The sequence below is a fragment of the Aureliella helgolandensis genome, from assembly GCF_007752135.1.
In the GTDB taxonomy this organism is placed as follows: Bacteria; Planctomycetota; Planctomycetia; order Pirellulales; family Pirellulaceae; genus Aureliella; species Aureliella helgolandensis.
Map to the genome: position 1 here is coordinate 6,863,972 of NZ_CP036298.1, position 16,240 is coordinate 6,880,211.

A 16,240-nucleotide genomic window follows, 5' to 3' on the forward strand; every position below is an offset into this window, starting at 1 on the left:
ACATTGCCAACAGGTCCAATGCAATCCTGACCAAGTTGGCACAAAATCCAATAAGTTGGCAGAGAAATCAACGCGTAATGCCAGCAATTCCGCCACCCATCTACCGGCAATTGCGACGGGAAATACAGTCACCTTGTGTCTGGGACTAGATTGCGTAGTGTCCGCTATGGTGAGCTCGGTAAGGTCGAATTGATATTCCCCCGATCGCAGGTGGGCGATCACACTGACGCCGATGTGCAGCGTAACAAGGGAATCGCTAGTCCAGACCAACGTGGCTGCAGCCCCAGCGGATGCAACGCGTCCGTGATTGCCATCTTCACGCATCCCGATTAGGCGGCCCGACCCAAGAGGCAGCCCTAGCGCGAGCAGTACAAAGTGGCGAGCTACTACGATTCGCGCTGTCGAGCCACTTCAAGCACAGCACCTCTGCCGAGCCGATCTACCGCAACCGATTCGGCACGCTGTTCCCTCCCAGCCCCCAGCACCACGGTCGAAAAACTGCTGCCCGTCCTGCTGGGAGCTGCTGGCGGTGGTGGCGATACTCACTATCTATTTACACTCACCGCCGCCATGAGCAGTGGCTACGGCACAGCCACAATTCGCACAATGTCCGATGCTGAGGAAATTGAAACAGGCGCAGTAGTGGCCGGGACTCTTGGCCTATTCGATGGGCTCGCAATTGGGCAACGTGGAATCTGCATCAAGTCAGGTGCAAATTATTACGCGATCGGCCCATACGTCACCCAAGTACGTTGGGACGATCCCGACCTGGAATACACAAAGGACGACGGCACCAACTGGACCAACATCGATACAGCTGAGGATTGTTCGTAATGCATTTCTATCCGCTGCACTGGCGTGCCGGGCTGCCAATGTTGATGGGGCACTTGCAAACGATCGGTGGACATTTGGCAAGGACAACTACAGGACCTCGGCATCTAGCAAAATGTGGCGGCTGCGACTGTTGCGGATCGATCGAGTTTGCGAGCGGCACCGATATCTATTCCACGAGCTGTGGCGGATGGTCCGGCGGTGGAACCGATACCGTCTCCGGTCCTGTCGGAGCAATCAGCGTTTGCACGGATCCAGATGGGCAGGACCTGGGTATCGTCGAGTTTACGCGCGAGCAATCCTACAGCAAAACCGGGGAGGCAGATCGAGACTGCTCGATCTATGAAAAGTGGCTTGTGCGAGCTGTGGCAGAGGAAAGCGTTTTCGGCGTGTACTGCAGCATTGAATACACGCTAGACGCAGTAACGGTATCTGGCAGCGCTCCACCCAATGCATTGGATCCAGCTGGATGCACCTATCGGCAATGCGACGGCCACACGTTGGGAGTCAAGCTAGCGTTTTATACAAGCTACGTTGGAACGGGACCGTTTGCATTTGAGTGGACCCCATGCTAGACAACCATTTCGATTGTCGCTGCGAGTGCGGGTGGCCATTTCGCTTGCGTGGGATTTCCGCCATCGACGTAAAGTGCCCCAGTTGCTCCACCAAGTTTCGCTGCGTTGCTGGATCCTTGGGCCCACGCCCACCTGCAACTAATGCCCCCGCCTGGACTCGGTTGATCGCGCTAGCCAAGTCGCGATCAGACGTTGGCATCGGTGACACGATCGAGCGATTGTTCAGCTACATTGGGGGCAACGTGTTCAAGCGTCTGCACCACCGGTTCTATGGAAAGCCATGTGGATGCAAATCCCGGCGCGATGCATTCAATCGCCGGTATCCCTATCGATAGGTCTTCCCGTTGCGATCGAGCCACTATTCGCTTCACAGCGCAGAGAAAGAAAGTGTGCACATCAGCGCGGTTGTTCCCTATGGGGTCCCCCGTCGAAATCCCCAAAGGGACCCGCCAAACTATCTACACATCAATTCATAAACGGAAACGCAAAACTTCGCCTTGAGCGCCCAGCCGGATGAGCATTTGACGGCGTGGCATGGGACGTCTCCACTCTTTCCAGTAGCACATGCGAATGGGTCTGCAAATCCAACAGTCCAGGTGAGCGAAGATCCTCAGTTGGAGATGCCGGGGATGCAGAATTCACTCACCACCCGATGGAAGATCAATTTGAAGATTCCTGAATCCGGCTGCCGCATTCAGATGGAATTGTGTTCGAGGATGTGGATAATTGGGAGCAGTTTAAGGATAATTGCGTACTTCGCCCTGGGATAATACCTATGAAAGTCGCATTATTCTCATTGACCAATGATAATAACAAGTTCTGCCTTTTGCTCGAGCGTTTTGCAATGCGAATGCAAACTCCAATACGAACTTTGCTGGTGCTGACTGCTGTATTCGGCGTGGTTCTTAGCGTAGGGTTTAACGGTATTGAAACAATCGCACTCATGTTGCCTCCTGCAATCTGCGTTTCTGTATTTGTGGTTCTTTGGCGTCGACACCGGCCCAAAAGTGCAACTGTAGTTCTAGCTGCGTATCTTTGCCTTTGGCTGATAACCGCTGTATTTGGTCCCCAAAGCGTGAGGACCAGCTTCGAGCGGAAAATGTCTAGTACCGGAAGCGAGAACGTTTCATCGCAATACAATCGACATGAAGACTACGCTTTGGATCGACTTGCCCCTCGATCGACAGCGCCATGGCACTACATTACTACACGGTCAACTCCCTGTCCGCTTGTCGTGATTGCTGACCACGGGATGATGAATCCCTACAATGCTGGGTCCGGTGCGACAGAATGGATTGTTTGGGCTGGGCGACCGATTGGCGTACTTTGGCGACCCTCCTGGTGGGTGCGTTGCTAAGGACCTGGCAGAACCAAGCGTTGCAACGAAGCCGCCGAGATCGTCCGACTTACTAACACATCAACCCCGGCGGCTCGCTGAACGCGGTCGTTCGCCTTCAGAGCTTTGAATACAACGCATGGAACGAACCATTACTTGTTCGCCAGCCGACGATGCACCAATTGTCCTATTTGCCGCCGCCGCGTTCGCCGCGTTCTTTGGGTATCTTGCCCTCACGGGTAGTGGGGTCAATCAGATCACAACTTATGGAGCTTTATTGTTTTCCATCTGTGCATTTGCCGCAAAGCTTCTACAACTAATCTGGCGCGAAGACTACACCACGACAGTTTCTCATGGCGCTCTGAGATTCGAAAGGTTTCCCGACAGAAAACTGAAGTTGGATTTCGCAAAACCAGACGTTTCATTTATGCGCTCGAAGACGCGCCCATGGTACTACGGGGGCGATCATCGTTCCCTACCAATATGCCTCCATCTCAATGATGGTAAAGTAGTCGAAATTGATGTACGATTTATCTGGGATGGCAATCGGGCCGAATTCCTGCAAGCGGTGCGTGAGCTTTGGGGTTCAGGCTACGACGGCGATAGCCAAAAGCAGGCGAACCACGAAATGCACCAAAGTTCCGGTGGCTCGTCGATCCTACACAAACAGTCACCTCCCGGAACTTGGTGATTTCAATCGTTATTTGCCTTATGCGAAAAATATCATTACTATTGCTGATCGTCGCATTGGGTTGCAACTCACATGAGGATAGCGATTTCGCATCGTCAAGCGAAACTTCGATACTGGAAACTGATCGCCCAATATCTATCGTTGCAGTTCCTCGCCCCAATTCCGGTCAATTCTCCACAGATCTGGCGACTAAGCTACTCCCCGAATTTCTCGCAAAATCGGTTGCGGTATCGGCAATGGACAATGTTGTTACGGGATGGAAGTCGCCAACTCAAGGAATCCGAATCCATGTGAGCGCCGAAGATACCGTTCATATCGTAGACTATCTTGGAGTGGCTTCCGTCGGCCTTGGCACTATCCCCGATGCACTCAATTCAACAATGACTTTGGGAAACGAACGCAGTGTTCTGTTAACATCGGATACTACAGGATGGGAAACACCCACGAAACAAAAGGTCGTCGAGGTTCTCTTTCAACCTTCAGTACAAATCTATATCGCAAGCGGCAAATAACCAAGTGTTGCACGTGAGTTCCGGTGGCACGACAGCTCTGCACAACCAGTCAACCTCCGGAACCCCGTGAACACTAACGTTCGCCACGCATGACAGGCTCAAATGACACGCATCCGCTTATCGCTAGCGAGCATTTTTTGGCTAACCGCCACTGTTGCCTTAGCAATCGCGCTGATCTATTCGCGAGTGGAGATTTCACAACTCACAAGAGAGCTCAGGAACGTTGTTCCATTGCGCGAAATGGAAATTGCAGCTCAGATTGAGCGGCAAACTTCAGCGGTAAAGCTCCCAGTATCCATAACCAGCACCATGTATTCGGGAAACACCTATTTGATCGAATTCGAGTACTTTGATCCGTTGACAGGTACGCGGACTCCATCTTCGTTCAAATTGCGCTACGAGCAAAATGGGCGCCACGTTGGAGCGATTAGGGATGATCCGTTCTTGTCGCCGCAACCAGACGAAGGCGGAGAGCGCGGTTTGCGCATCACCGTTATCGACCCGCTCTTCGCAGAACTCGCAAACGAGTATGATGCGAAAACTCAAGCACTTACAAAATAACATAGAACGCTTAAACCAAAGCGATGGTGGCGAACCACGGATTGAACCAAAGTCGCCGAGCCAGCGCAGCTTGCTAACAAGTCAAACCCGGCGACTTGGTTAATCCAAACGTTCGCCGATAGGCACACAAACGAATCCTTCATACTTGAACCACGGACTGTAGAAAATGGAAACGATGCTTGGCATCCTTGCGATGGCCGCACTTGCAGCAGGCGTTATTGGCTGGCTCTGGATTACCGTAATGGCGTTCAGTGAAGGCGAAACTCTTTGGGGAGTCGGTTGTATGATCATTTCTCCGTTGTGTATCGTATATGGCCTGATGAACTTCCAAGAGCTGAAACTTCCGTTCTTTTTGGTCCTCGGTGGCTTCGTGGGGCGTATCGCGATTGGGGCAATTACAATCGGGATGAGCTAAGCTTTACGCCTTGCTTCCAAAGCACACGGCGGCGAACCATGTGATGCAGCGGAGGACGGGTGGCCCGTTTTCTCGTCTGGTTGCACGTCGTTCGCCCGTCCCCGCTGATCACCGCCGACTATGAAGTCCTGGGTTTGGCAAGTGACGGTCGCCACTTTTTTTGAATTCTTTTATTCAGTCATATCATGACGCGGTTTAGCCACTTGGAAGTTGCCTTCGCTAGAGAGCTTCGAGGGAGTATCGCTTCGGCCGGTGCACAATGTGCTTGTCAAGGATGTTTGATTAAACGACTATTCGAGGTGCGAACGCGTTTCACACTTCTGCTCCTGCTCACTTGGAGCAGGTCGCGTTCCCTCAGTTATCCATGCACGGTTCAAAGCATCGTTGTCGATGATGAGTCCGTGTTGGCTGCAGCTTGCCTGGAGGCTTCGGTGAGCAGCAAGCTACCTTCCGTTGGTGTGGCACATTCTTTAGGGCGACGTGTCTGACGTTCCGGCGATCCTGCGCGATCGGTCCATGGGAATCAGTCAGTGGTCAATTGGTGTCGGTGCTCAGCACATTTGGGTTGGTCTTGTCCTTGTCAAGTGTTCTCGTGTCTGGCGAAAGGGCTCCTGTGAACTCAGTTGGTATCGGTATTGAATGAGTCTGTTCAACTAGTGACGTGTCAAAAGGCTACGAGGTGCCGATTCGTTCTGCCGATGTCAATGCATCAGGCGGCGCGTACAGGTTGTCCCTCGTAGCGGTGGGGAAAAAGGGCGAGCAAGGCCGATTCGTTCTGTCGATGTTAGTGTGCTAAGGGGTACGCTCATCAGGCAGCGGATACTGGCTTTCTTGCTCGCCGTGGTTTGGCGGTTTTCGTGGTGGCTTGTTTCGACTTTGAGCCAATGGGACTTCTCGGCGTGGTGATTGATTTCGCCTGCAATTTCGCCTGCGACTTGGCAGACTGCTGTTTCGTCGACTTACCAACCTGCGTGGGCTTCGACTTGGATTTGCTGGCTGACTTTGTCGTGGGCGACGCCTTGGCGGCGCAACGCTGCGTGAGCTCTTCGGCTTCGCGGGCTTCCCTGCGAAGGCGGCTCTTACGTTGGTCCGAGTTCTCCTTAGGAGGCATCGTTCGAAAGGTCTCTTCATCCAAGGGAAGCGTTCCACCGAACGACTTGGTAGTACGAATCATGGTGACCGGATCCCAGTCCTTTTCATCGCGGAGCATGGCCCAAGCAATCACCGCGATTTTACGAGCCAACGCCACTCCCGCCTTCTTCTTGCGTGTCTTCTGCTTACCGCAGATGCGATCGTAGACTCCCTTGGACCACGGATTGTATCGCAGCGAGGCCCAAGCGCACTCGACAAGAATGGTCCGAGCCAGCGGGTTGCCCCGCTTGGTGATGCGGCCGTTGCGATCGGTTTCACCAGATTGAAATTGCCGAGGTACCAAGCCGAAGTAGGCCGACACTTGGCGTCCGTTCTCAAAGCGGTGCGAATCGTCGATGCAGGCCACCAGGATTTCAGCCGTGCGTGGTCCAACGCCGGGAATCGTGCGCAGTCGTACGATGCGAGGATCGGCCTTGCCGATCGCTTCGAGTTTCTTGACGACCCCGTCAAGTTGTGTGGACAGAGAATCGAGCTGCGTCAATTCAAGATCGAGCTCACCTTTCCACAACTCTTTCGCGGAGCACTCCGTAAGTGGTTTGCGATACGAGTTGATCAATGCGCGTCCGGTGTGCCAAGCTTTGTCCCCCCTGTCGATCGAGATGCCGTGGTTGACGAACCACGCGCGAATGGTGCACTTGATCTTGTTGATCCGCCAGTCGAGTGTTTTGCGGTACTTAACCAGAGAGCGAAACTCACGATGTGTTTCGGAGGGCATGTGAACCGGCTTGAGTTCACTCATGGTAGCCATACGCGCCAGCTTGAGCGCATCATCCTTGTCCGTTTTGCGTTTAACGTTGGACCACTTCCAAGCCTCTTCGTTGGTCGAGCAGACGAACGTTTGGAGGCCCAAAGACTCAGCTAGATCGTTGATCCAGCCTGACGGACCACACGCCTCCATGACCACCAAGTCGATCTTATGCTTTTTGAAAACAGTCGAGAGGTAGTTGCGGTCGGTAGTGGCATTGAGAAAGGAGTGTTTGCGAGTTTTTGTATCAAAGAAACAGCACATCGTATTGAATTTGCCGAGGTCAAGAGCGAGAATCTTCATAGTCCATGTGTCCTTTGGGTTTGGGGTTGGCACATTTGTGACAGTGGTTGCTTCCGGCAACCCGAGATCACGGGGCTGAGTCACCAGATTTTATTCGAACGGCTCCCGCCCCAAACCCAGGACTTACATGGATTCTTTCTGTCCGTTACCACCGCAAACCTAAATTACAATTTATGCTTTGTCGAAACATGTCATTAAGGGCCACATCGATTGACATTGCAACGCAGTGCGTGTGTAAAATCTTCGAGTCACGGAAATGCACCGTTAGCTACTTGGCCCCGAGGGATACACACGAGTATTATGGTTTAGTCGGCACTTCATCAATAACAAACGGCAGCGGGCTAATCGCGATAAAAGACAACGGTGAAAATGTAGAAATTCAAATTAAACTAAAAATATCGCTAACCCTCGTTGGTTCCATTCTCGGTATAATGTCGCTCCTTATGTCAATTCCACTGCTTGGCCTTCCACTTATCGTTTTTTTGATACTGCGCGATAATGCGTCCAACGGAGTAGCTCATGAGCTTGATCGGCTTGTTGTTGAAATAAAAGGTCAACTCAGCGGCATCTAAATAATCGGGCAGAACCAAGACATGCACCCAAGTTGCCGAGCCTGTCCAACTTACTAAATAGATCACCCCGGCAACTGGGTGATGTCCAACCGTTCTGCTAAATGCGTAGTACATAGATGCCAGACGAGAATCCCTATTCAGCACCTAGTCACCACGCCGAGAAGGACGAAGCAGTCGCGCCGGTGGCTGAAGACTCACGATTGGACTATGCGCGGTATGCCAAGGAATCGCTTTTTCTCCCAGGACTGTCCATTCTTTTTAACGCTATTGCCGGAATAATACTTGACGTTGTCTTGCTACAGCAGAATTGGGATGCAGCGGTGTCGAATGGAAATTCACAACCGTTCTTAATCACTATAATCGCACTGATACTCTACAACCTTTTCATTGCGTTCGGTGCGACAGAGATGATGCGACGAAAATCATTCACGTTTGCCCTTTTGGCATGTATACTGACGATCGTCCCACTCTCAACCTGTTGCCTCATTGGCGTGCCGTTAGGAGCATGGGGCTTCAATTTGCTGCTGAAGCCGGGAATCAACACGGCCTTTTCGAGAACAATTTGAGCAGAACCAAGCCATGAACCCAAGTCGCCGGTCTTGTGTTTAGTTACATCAAAATCAACTTCGGCGACTGGGTTATGGCCGCCGTTATCGGGCGAGGAGCATGAATTGAACATACGCGCCTCAATTATCGACCACGTTGAATTACTTGCTGAACCGAGTGCTCAGCTGCGATACGAAGAGTCGCTCGTGGATGCAGGACACGCACCAACCGAGTTGATTTCGATGTTCTGTGATGATCTTTTCGATCCCAAGAGCGAATCGTTTGTCGATGCGTTTACCCGAGAAGAGCACAAGGAACTCGCGCACTTGTATGGACTCCTTGCCGAAGCCGCACAATCCGAGCATACAAGCGTGCCTCAGATGCTAAAGGACCCTATATGGCGTAGAGTCGTGCAGCTGTCGCAGCAACTAAACCGTCACCTTCGTGAAGCCCGATAACAATGCCGTGCACCGCAGCGGCGAAGTCGGGCGGTCTTGAAATTGAAAATCTTTCGTCGCCGCTCGGTTACGGCCGGCGTTCCTCCAACAAGATGATTCAGCACAAGCCGTTCGAATGCCGGGGAAGTCACCCGACTTGATCGTGGTCGTCGCGACTGGAGCCCGGATGAAGAACGTGCTCCCTAAGCAATGTGCTCCCGGGATGATTCCCTTGCCACAATTATGTTCGTTTCTTTAATCGTTCGCGAAGTAGCGTTCGCATGATTGGACTTGTTACAATTTTAGCTATACACTTAACTTGCACAACTTGAGAACAGGAATTGAGTTTGAATGGCACTCTTAATTGTTGGCGCAATCGCCGCTGGTGTCGCCATGATGGCGAATAATAACGAGGACTCTCCAGTACTGTGGGGAATCATTACGTTCATCGCTGGGATCGCTGGCGCGTTCGTCTTCGGTTTTCTCGGAGCGTTGATCGGTTCAATATTGGGGGCGGGACTTTATATCGGGAAGACGCTGAGATTTGGCTAACTCTTTCTAACGCTGGAAGAACAAAGCCATGAACCCAAGTCGCCGATCGCGCGTTTAGTTATATCAGTATCAACCTCGGCGACTGGGTTATGGCCGCCGTTCGCCGACAGTTCAATTGAGACTTACTTGTTAGTGATTTCCCTTCCGAATCCTAGGGGCGTAAGAAGGGATTATCCCATGGATTTTCAGTACCATTGATCGCGATGCGCAACGGTCTAATTATCCGGCGCCTCAGCGGATGGTCGTAGCTGACGCTTGAGCCGCAAACCCCTATGATTTGTTGGGTTTGCAACCCGCTCGCCTCTCTCACAATGCCGATAATTCATGCAGCGCTCAATTCATCCTATGAAGCGCAGCGGTCTTTTAATCCGCAAGTCTGAGTTCAAGTGCCAGCGGCCTCACTGTCGTTTTTTTCTTTCATGTGTCATCACCGCCGATCGCGCTGCAACGCGTAGCAAAGGCCAGGGAATGATGGCCTCCACCTCCGGTGAGCAAGCTTCGCCACGACGCTGTCTTTCTGGCACCCCAGCCTCTTCGGCTATCGATTATCGGTCCCGTGTTCGGCGACTAGAACCAGTGTTCGATGACCGGGTGTCCGTTGTCCGCGCTAACATCGCGCATTTAAATCGGTCAGATGGTCCACGTCTTCTCTCAATCGGGTAGTCCCGGCAAGCATATAATTCCTCACCACAACATTCTGTCCACCGACGATACAAACGCCACCGGGCAATGTGGTAACGCGTTTGACCAGCTACCAAGTCTTGGCAGCCGATAGCCTCGGGGGAGGAACGCCCCCCGGGACCTACCGTCGAGGGAATCGGCGGTGAGGGCGGATGCCACCAAGTAACTGAATCTGTTCAAACCGCACCCCTCTTGAAATTCGACAACGCGGGCAGCGCCCCTATCGCACGGGGTGTTGCGACCTCGGCAGAGACGATTGGGTTGAAATCTTTCCTGCTCGGTCGCCATGGGAATTGATTCGTAACCTGGGGTTCCGCGAGAACTCGTGGAACTCGTTTACGCTCACCCCAGGCTATATACTGTCGCTGCTCCGCAGCTGTTCCAGATTCATCGCCACCGCGTTGCGTCACAACAACCGCCAGCGTTCGAGAACCGCGGGAGGTAACCGCGTCGCGGGATTTGGATTTGAAGGTAGCACGACTGCGGTTGACTGCCAGCGTTCGCCTAGCGTTGGAGTAGCGAGTGGTCGTGACCGAGGCGATGGACGTCCTTGTTCAATGCATCCGTCAACGCAAGTCAGGACAACGCTTTTCCATTTTCGTGCTCGTGTTCAGCAACGCGGTGCTCGTGCTGGTAATCAATTGGGGCTGCCAATGCCAGGCCGTGTGGGGCCGAGCGATTCCATTCAGAGTCTAGGCGGTGCCATAAGAGATGCGCAACATGGGCGAATGAAGGTCGATACCGCTTCGTGCGATATGCGGACGACTTCGTAGTTACCTGCCAGACCAAGGCTGAGGCTACAGCAGCACTGACGTTGGTTCAATCCATAATGACAGAACTTGGGCTCTCATTGAGTCCTGAGAAAACGAAGATCACAAGCTACGGGAAAGGTTATGACTTCCTGGGGTTTCGACTCTCTCGGCTGTCGCGAACGATGCGAGCCAAGTCAGTGGAGAAATTCAAGACCAAGGTCCAGGAGATAACCCGACGCCACCATAACCTGGACGGTACCGCCATCGAGAAACGGAACCAAGTCATTCGAGGAACGGCGAACTACTTCGCCACGGAATTCTCAACATGTGTCTTTCTGTTTCAGCAGCTAGACAAGTGGATTCGAATGCGAGTCCGCTGCATGAAATTCAAACGGAAAAGTGTTAACGACAACTACCGGATGAAGAAACGAGTTTTTCTAAAACGGCTTGGGCTCCTGGAACTGCTTAGCTTTACTGCAACAACCATGGGACACTCATGAATCGAACTCCTCTACCGCGACCAACTCCAGAATGGAGGCCGGGTTACACCGCAGAGGCAATGAGAAGGGGGTCGCCCGTTGCGAGAAAGACGCACGACGGTAAATATGGGGAAACGCCCCCATTGCGAAAACGGGGAGGTGGTGGCTGGCAATCGTGCCAGCCTCCGCCTTACCCACTGAGCAAGAAAAGATAGTTGCCGCTACAAGGCAGTTTGGGACGCAACCTCCGCATTAAAATTCAAATTGCGATTAAATCAACATCCCGTGAAGCGAGTATCGGTAACGGGTCGTCGATGTTGACTGAAGTGCACGATTCCGTATCTAGCATCGAAAACAGTGCAACAAATCGTTCGGTGCGCCGCCCAAGCAGGCAACGAGAAACAGAGTTGGCAGCGAGACAACATCGCGTTTCACCATTATGACTTACAGAAGTTCGACGCTCCAAACACGTGGAAGCAACTGGCTGTCTTGAACCGAATCCGCAGGTCGAATTCTGCGAAGCTGTGATTCAGAACTCTGCATAGTGGCGTCACTTGCAGTTCATTTTCAACCAACGAGAATGTCCAACCGCAACTTGTAGACTTCGTCACTCGAGTTCCTTTAACAGCACGACCTGTCGATCCCCAAATTTCAGATTGCGGTTGGGAACTTGGATCATTGGCAGAACAGCGGTCGGCAAAGTGCGGTTTCTCTTCAAGGATTGATAGAACTTCTCCATCGCAGCAGAGGGCAGGGAAGTGGTTGGATTGAGAGCAATCTGCTGGCTCTCAATCGACCCGAGCCACAGGTTCGTCCGTCCCGTGTGAAGCTTCTGCGCGTCAGTGAATGTCAGTACGATTAAGTGCATGTTTGGTGCTTCACGCATGGAGATGAAGCCTTGTTCCGACATCAGATCGACAGACGCTACCAAGACATTCAAGTCTTTAGCTCGTATCTGCACCCCGGCTCTTTTCTTGCCGATCAACACCGATTCGACCGACAGCGCGTTTCCCGGAACAGCCTGGCCATTCTTTGGAAGCGGTGCACCTAGCGGTTGCCCATTCCACTGCAACACCATTGGATCAAACTCACTCCCCAGAACGAACGACGGCACCGATTGCAAGCCTTCGGGTAAAGCCGTTTTTTTATTGGGACGAATGATTAGAACCAATCCAGTTGCGGATTGCAATCGAATCAATCCGCCAGTGAATTGACGGACCTCTAATTCTTGAGCAGTCGAACTGGGGGCGTTAACCGTGACCGAGCCAATGCAGACCAGTAAAATCCAAACGACAGTCTTCACAGCTTGTCTCCTAGTGAATGGCAGGCTGAGTTGTCCTCTCCTGGCCTCTTGGCCTCAAGGATTCGATCCAAGGCAGATCCCCGCGTGTACGCCGTAGCGAATCACCTCAACCTAACAAAAACTCAGCCGTTGGGGGCCTCACAAGCGGTCTCGACATCGGGCAAGGCCTCAAACTCAGCGTGTTTGGCCTCAAACCACTTCTGCATTCGCCGGGAACGTGCATCAAGCTCCCCATGTCCTCGACGGATTCCAGGTGCCCCGCCTCTCCTTGGGGACGTATTTCCGCACCTCGGGCTTTACTCATTTCGGCGATTTCCTCGGAGGCCTCCGCGCTGAATGTCGCGTCGCAGATACTTCCCAGTTGTTTGCCCGCCATGGTCTTCCTGGTTTGCCTCGATTTCCGTTAATCCGCAAGTTCAGGCAGCGCAAGCAAGCCCAGTGGCTCGTCACGGTCTGACGATGTCTTCAGGTACCTAATGCCTTCTGCATTCTCAGCGACCTCTACGAATTCGCAGACATCGCCAACGACCACGAAGAATCGATACTGCCCGAGCTCAAGCCATAAAATTGCATCTTCTTGTGATAGTAACCATCGAGATCCGCCTGAATTAAATCCGCCGATGCGGTGTATTTTCTCGTAGCAATTGCCGCTATCTGACAGCACAACAAATTGCACCTGCAGTGTTGTGTGCATAGAAATATCCCATCATGCTGGTGTAAGACGCTAGCGTGGCTGTTTCCAGTGGGCAGGCTGGACGCAAACTAAAGCGACTTTGGTGGGGCAAGCATTGAACGCTTGGGTCGCTAGCGAATAAGGTAGGTAAACTGAAGTCTAGGTCTCGAAGGCAACGAATGGCCATTCGGAGCGACCAATCTCATTGGTCTGCGGCAAATGTCGTAAGTACGAAGTTTGCTACCGACCGATCTAGGTGGCAGATTGTAATCATTCGTGGGTTCGCTTGCAGGGAATCAAAGGCATCATTTACGAGCGATTATTCACAGTCTGCTCTACGAACTAGTTCCGGTTGGGATAGGAGACAGGCCAAGTCGAGCGACTAACGTGGAAGTTGGCACCACTTAGGTGTTGGCAAGCCCTGAAGAGCCTTGCACAGGATCGAATCCAGCGACTCGATGGAACTCAACACAACAGCACACCATCCAGCCGCTCTGGACTGGTCTCGCGGCAGGCTCCCTTTCCAATCGAGACTCGCATCCAGCGTGGAGAGGCGCCGAACCGCAACCTCAGGTGGCTTCTCGATGCGGCCTCACCTTCTCGGTAGCCATGCAAGTCGTCGCTGCAAACGGCAAGGAGCCTCACTCTTCCATTGAGCATTAAGGACCGTCGGAACAATTATTGGCGGATATTCGCCGAAACGCTCCGCCGGTTCGTTCGGGAAAATTACGATCGGCGGAGCGATTTGGCGGCTCTTATTGTTCCGACGGTCCTCAGCACTAAGCCGCCCGCCTTAGACTCGGCCTTCAGTCGAGTCTGGTTGAGCAAGTGTCTGAGCGTTGGTTGGTGAGGGTACACGCTCTGTAAGTCGTGTGGTCCAGGGGCTGACGCTACTCGGCGGGCCAATCGGGTAGATCGAACTTTTTGACAGTATTACCGGTGTGCTCGGCGTAATGAGCTTCCATCTGGACCAACAAGGCGCGCAGCGTGGGCCAGCGGCTTCCAGGAGCCTGACTGTCGACCGCGATGCCATCCAAGAGGTAGGCAAACCGCCGACAGAATGCTCCCACACGTTCGATTTGCCGAGCCTCTTCCGCTCCATCCCACTCAGGATGGGCGGCCGTGTAATCGGGTGGCATTTGCTGAGGGTTCAGATCCAGGACGGGAATGGTTGGATCAACCGCATGATAGATCTGGGAAAAAAAGAGGAGCTGACGCCCCATCATGTGCTCAGTGTTCCATCGCGGAGTATGAGTTCCATTGGCGGGTTTAAAATTCATTTGTTTCGCCGATAGCTTAGCAAAGACGGCTTGCGATTCACGCGCCGCTTGCTCCATGGCCTCGAAGAGCTCCTCGAGCTCAGCGGGCATCTTCCACGGTTCCTCCCCCAAAACCACAACTTGAGTCGAAGCCGACGGATGCTCTGCAACAGCAGCAATGGCAAATGCATTGTGCTCGCGAGTTGCGACCTGCGATTCAGGCGAGATGTGCGACTGCAGCGAGCTCGCCCATTCAGCGGCGTCTCCTGGCGAGTTGGATATCAAGACGAAGCGTGGGCTCAGCTGCTGAAACACTTTCGCTAGTTTGGGCGGCAGCTCTTGCGAATGCTCGTTCGCCAGCAGGACGCATGCATCAACTCGCAACTCGGGCAGCGAGGCCACGTCGAGTTGCGTAAAAGCCAGCGGAGCACCAACCAACAGCTGCACACCGTCGGTTTGGATCAGCAAACCCACGTCTGTCCCCGCGGCCACAGACTGCACCTGCACTGAGGCAGCCTTGCTATCGACGGCGGCATCTAGAGGTTGCCATGTAGGCCGAGCGACGTTCGCAGGTCGAGACAGTGCATGTCGGTAGCTCTGCTCTGATAGCAGCAACGTTTGATCGTCCGAGGGCGTCGAGTCCTGGGGCGTGGGCGTTTCTCCCACGACTCGCAGCCGCAGTCCGTTCAAGGTTTCGATCGTAGCCACACCTTCCGGCTCAATGCGAATTCCGATGGGGTCTCCATCCGCAGCAGAGGCGAGGGCAGTGGTGAGCATGGCGAATAGTAGAAGACCGCAGTGGCAGCGAGGAAGCATGGTGGACTCGTTTTCAACGGAACAGGGGTTTCAGGGGAACAAGGAAAATCCAACACGACGGAATTTCGCTTCAGACTACCGTTTCTGGGAGGGCTACGCCAGCACGTGGGCATGAGGTTGCCGCGTATCCGGCAAGCAACAGGCTGACTGCCTGCAACTTTAAATCTCGATCGCATGTACGTCTTATAGGCTTTGGGGGTTTCCACACTTCTCTTGGCGAGTTGTGGGCTCCTAAACTATGGCTTCTCAGCTCACCAGCGTTGATGGCCCAAGCGTTTGTCAAATGCGTGCCATCTCAACATCCCCAATCGCGCAGCTGCGGAAACACCTCTGCCTTGTTCAGCCAACGGGTTTAAAGGAGTGTACTTCCAAGAGGTCAGGAGACGCGACAACTTCAGAACAGATTTACAACCGCGAAAGACGCGAAAAAGGAGCGGCAGGAAGATGGGATGCGTGAGGGGGAGCAGCAATCCAGTCCAGCTTGCTGCTTGCTGCCATGGTTGCACTCGGAGCGCGTTGTAGCGGTGAGCACTCGTCCTTGCTTACACAGCGGGTTACGATTGATGTGCGGTTGCTAGGCTGCTGCCATGGTCGCACTCGGAGCCGCGTTGTAGCGGTGAGCACTCGTCCTTGCTTACGCAGCGGGTTGCGATTGATGTGCGGTTGCTAGGCTGCTGCTATGGTTGCACTCGGAGCCGCGTTGTAGCGGTGAGCACTCGTCCTTGCTTACGCAGCGGGTTACGATTGAAGTGCGGTTGCTAGGCTGCTGCCATGGTTGCACTCGGAGCGCGTTGTAGCGGTGAGCTCTCGTCCTTGCTTACGCAGCGGGTTGCGATTGAAGTGCGGTTGCTGGGCTGCCGCCATGGTCGCACTCGGAGCGCGTTGTAGCGGTGAGCACTCGTCCTTGCTTACGCAGCGGGTTACGATTGATGTGCGGTTGCTAGGCTGCTGCCATGGTCGCACTCGGAGCCGCGTTGTAGCGGTGAGCACTCGTCCTTGCTTACGCAGCGGGTTACGATTGATGTGCGGCGGCTGGGCTGCCGCCATGG

16 protein-coding genes are annotated in these 16,240 nt (G+C 53.4%); 10 read left to right on the top strand and 6 right to left on the bottom strand.

The features are described from left to right. Positions 1–375: 375 nt before the first annotated feature. Positions 376–834, top strand: coding sequence for a hypothetical protein (locus tag Q31a_RS24255; protein WP_145083633.1), 459 nt, complete (start codon positions 376–378; stop codon positions 832–834). Then, positions 834–1,406 (top strand): hypothetical protein, encoded by a 573-nt coding sequence (locus Q31a_RS24260; RefSeq protein ID WP_145076631.1) that lies wholly within the window; start codon positions 834–836, stop codon positions 1,404–1,406. Before Q31a_RS24255 ends, Q31a_RS24260 begins: the two co-directional genes overlap by 1 nt. Before the next feature lie 185 nt (positions 1,407–1,591). Here the strand turns inward: Q31a_RS24260 and Q31a_RS30525 are convergent, their stop codons facing one another. After that, positions 1,592–1,765 (bottom strand): hypothetical protein, encoded by a 174-nt coding sequence (locus Q31a_RS30525; RefSeq protein ID WP_197355619.1) that lies wholly within the window; start codon positions 1,763–1,765, stop codon positions 1,592–1,594. Between the two features lie 1,116 nt (positions 1,766–2,881). Between Q31a_RS30525 and Q31a_RS24265 the strand changes: the two genes are divergently transcribed. From Q31a_RS24265 to Q31a_RS24280, 4 genes are all read left to right on the top strand, one after another. Then, on the top strand, positions 2,882–3,433 hold the full coding sequence (locus Q31a_RS24265; protein ID WP_145083635.1) for a hypothetical protein: 552 nt from the start codon (positions 2,882–2,884) through the stop codon (positions 3,431–3,433). A 20-nt stretch (positions 3,434–3,453) separates the two neighbouring features. Next, the gene (locus Q31a_RS24270; protein ID WP_145083638.1) at positions 3,454–3,945 is read left to right on the top strand and encodes a hypothetical protein; all 492 of its coding nucleotides are present in this window, start codon (positions 3,454–3,456) and stop codon (positions 3,943–3,945) included. Between the two features lie 102 nt (positions 3,946–4,047). Further along, positions 4,048–4,506, top strand: coding sequence for a hypothetical protein (locus Q31a_RS24275; RefSeq protein ID WP_145083641.1), 459 nt, complete (start codon positions 4,048–4,050; stop codon positions 4,504–4,506). Between the two features lie 166 nt (positions 4,507–4,672). Beyond that, positions 4,673–4,921: a hypothetical protein gene (locus Q31a_RS24280; protein WP_145083644.1), complete on the top strand. Its 249-nt coding sequence runs from the start codon at positions 4,673–4,675 to the stop codon at positions 4,919–4,921. An 808-nt stretch (positions 4,922–5,729) separates the two neighbouring features. On the opposite strand, the gene Q31a_RS24285 is transcribed toward Q31a_RS24280, so the two are convergent. Beyond that, positions 5,730–7,121 carry an IS110 family RNA-guided transposase gene (locus tag Q31a_RS24285; RefSeq protein ID WP_231690920.1) on the bottom strand — a complete coding sequence of 464 codons (1,392 nt, stop codon included), beginning with the start codon at positions 7,119–7,121 and terminating at the stop codon, positions 5,730–5,732. Between the two features lie 446 nt (positions 7,122–7,567). After that, positions 7,568–7,807 carry a hypothetical protein gene (locus Q31a_RS24290; protein WP_145083647.1) on the bottom strand — a complete coding sequence of 80 codons (240 nt, stop codon included), beginning with the start codon at positions 7,805–7,807 and terminating at the stop codon, positions 7,568–7,570. A 2-nt stretch (positions 7,808–7,809) separates the two neighbouring features. On the opposite strand from Q31a_RS24290, the gene Q31a_RS24295 reads away from it, so the two are divergent. The 4 genes from Q31a_RS24295 to Q31a_RS24310 all read left to right on the top strand — a co-directional run bounded on the left by Q31a_RS24295 (position 7,810) and on the right by Q31a_RS24310 (position 11,161). Beyond that, positions 7,810–8,259 (top strand): hypothetical protein, encoded by a 450-nt coding sequence (locus Q31a_RS24295; protein ID WP_145083649.1) that lies wholly within the window; start codon positions 7,810–7,812, stop codon positions 8,257–8,259. A gap of 105 nt (positions 8,260–8,364) precedes the next feature. Next, a complete protein-coding gene (locus tag Q31a_RS24300; protein ID WP_145083605.1) occupies positions 8,365–8,697 on the top strand; it encodes a hypothetical protein in 333 nt (110 codons plus the stop codon). A 330-nt stretch (positions 8,698–9,027) separates the two neighbouring features. Beyond that, a complete protein-coding gene (locus tag Q31a_RS24305) occupies positions 9,028–9,228 on the top strand; it encodes a GlsB/YeaQ/YmgE family stress response membrane protein (protein ID WP_145083608.1) in 201 nt (66 codons plus the stop codon). A gap of 1,321 nt (positions 9,229–10,549) precedes the next feature. Continuing rightward, positions 10,550–11,161, top strand: coding sequence for a reverse transcriptase domain-containing protein (locus Q31a_RS24310; protein WP_261342731.1), 612 nt, complete (start codon positions 10,550–10,552; stop codon positions 11,159–11,161). Positions 11,162–11,747: 586 nt separating this feature from the next. On the opposite strand, the gene Q31a_RS24315 is transcribed toward Q31a_RS24310, so the two are convergent. The 3 genes from Q31a_RS24315 to Q31a_RS24325 form a co-directional block, all read right to left on the bottom strand. Next, positions 11,748–12,443, bottom strand: coding sequence for a hypothetical protein (locus Q31a_RS24315; RefSeq protein WP_145083652.1), 696 nt, complete (start codon positions 12,441–12,443; stop codon positions 11,748–11,750). A 403-nt stretch (positions 12,444–12,846) separates the two neighbouring features. After that, the gene (locus Q31a_RS24320; protein ID WP_145083656.1) at positions 12,847–13,137 is read right to left on the bottom strand and encodes a DUF3892 domain-containing protein; all 291 of its coding nucleotides are present in this window, start codon (positions 13,135–13,137) and stop codon (positions 12,847–12,849) included. Between the two features lie 869 nt (positions 13,138–14,006). Further along, positions 14,007–15,191: a DinB family protein gene (locus Q31a_RS24325; protein WP_145083661.1), complete on the bottom strand. Its 1,185-nt coding sequence runs from the start codon at positions 15,189–15,191 to the stop codon at positions 14,007–14,009. Positions 15,192–16,240: the final 1,049 nt, after the last annotated feature.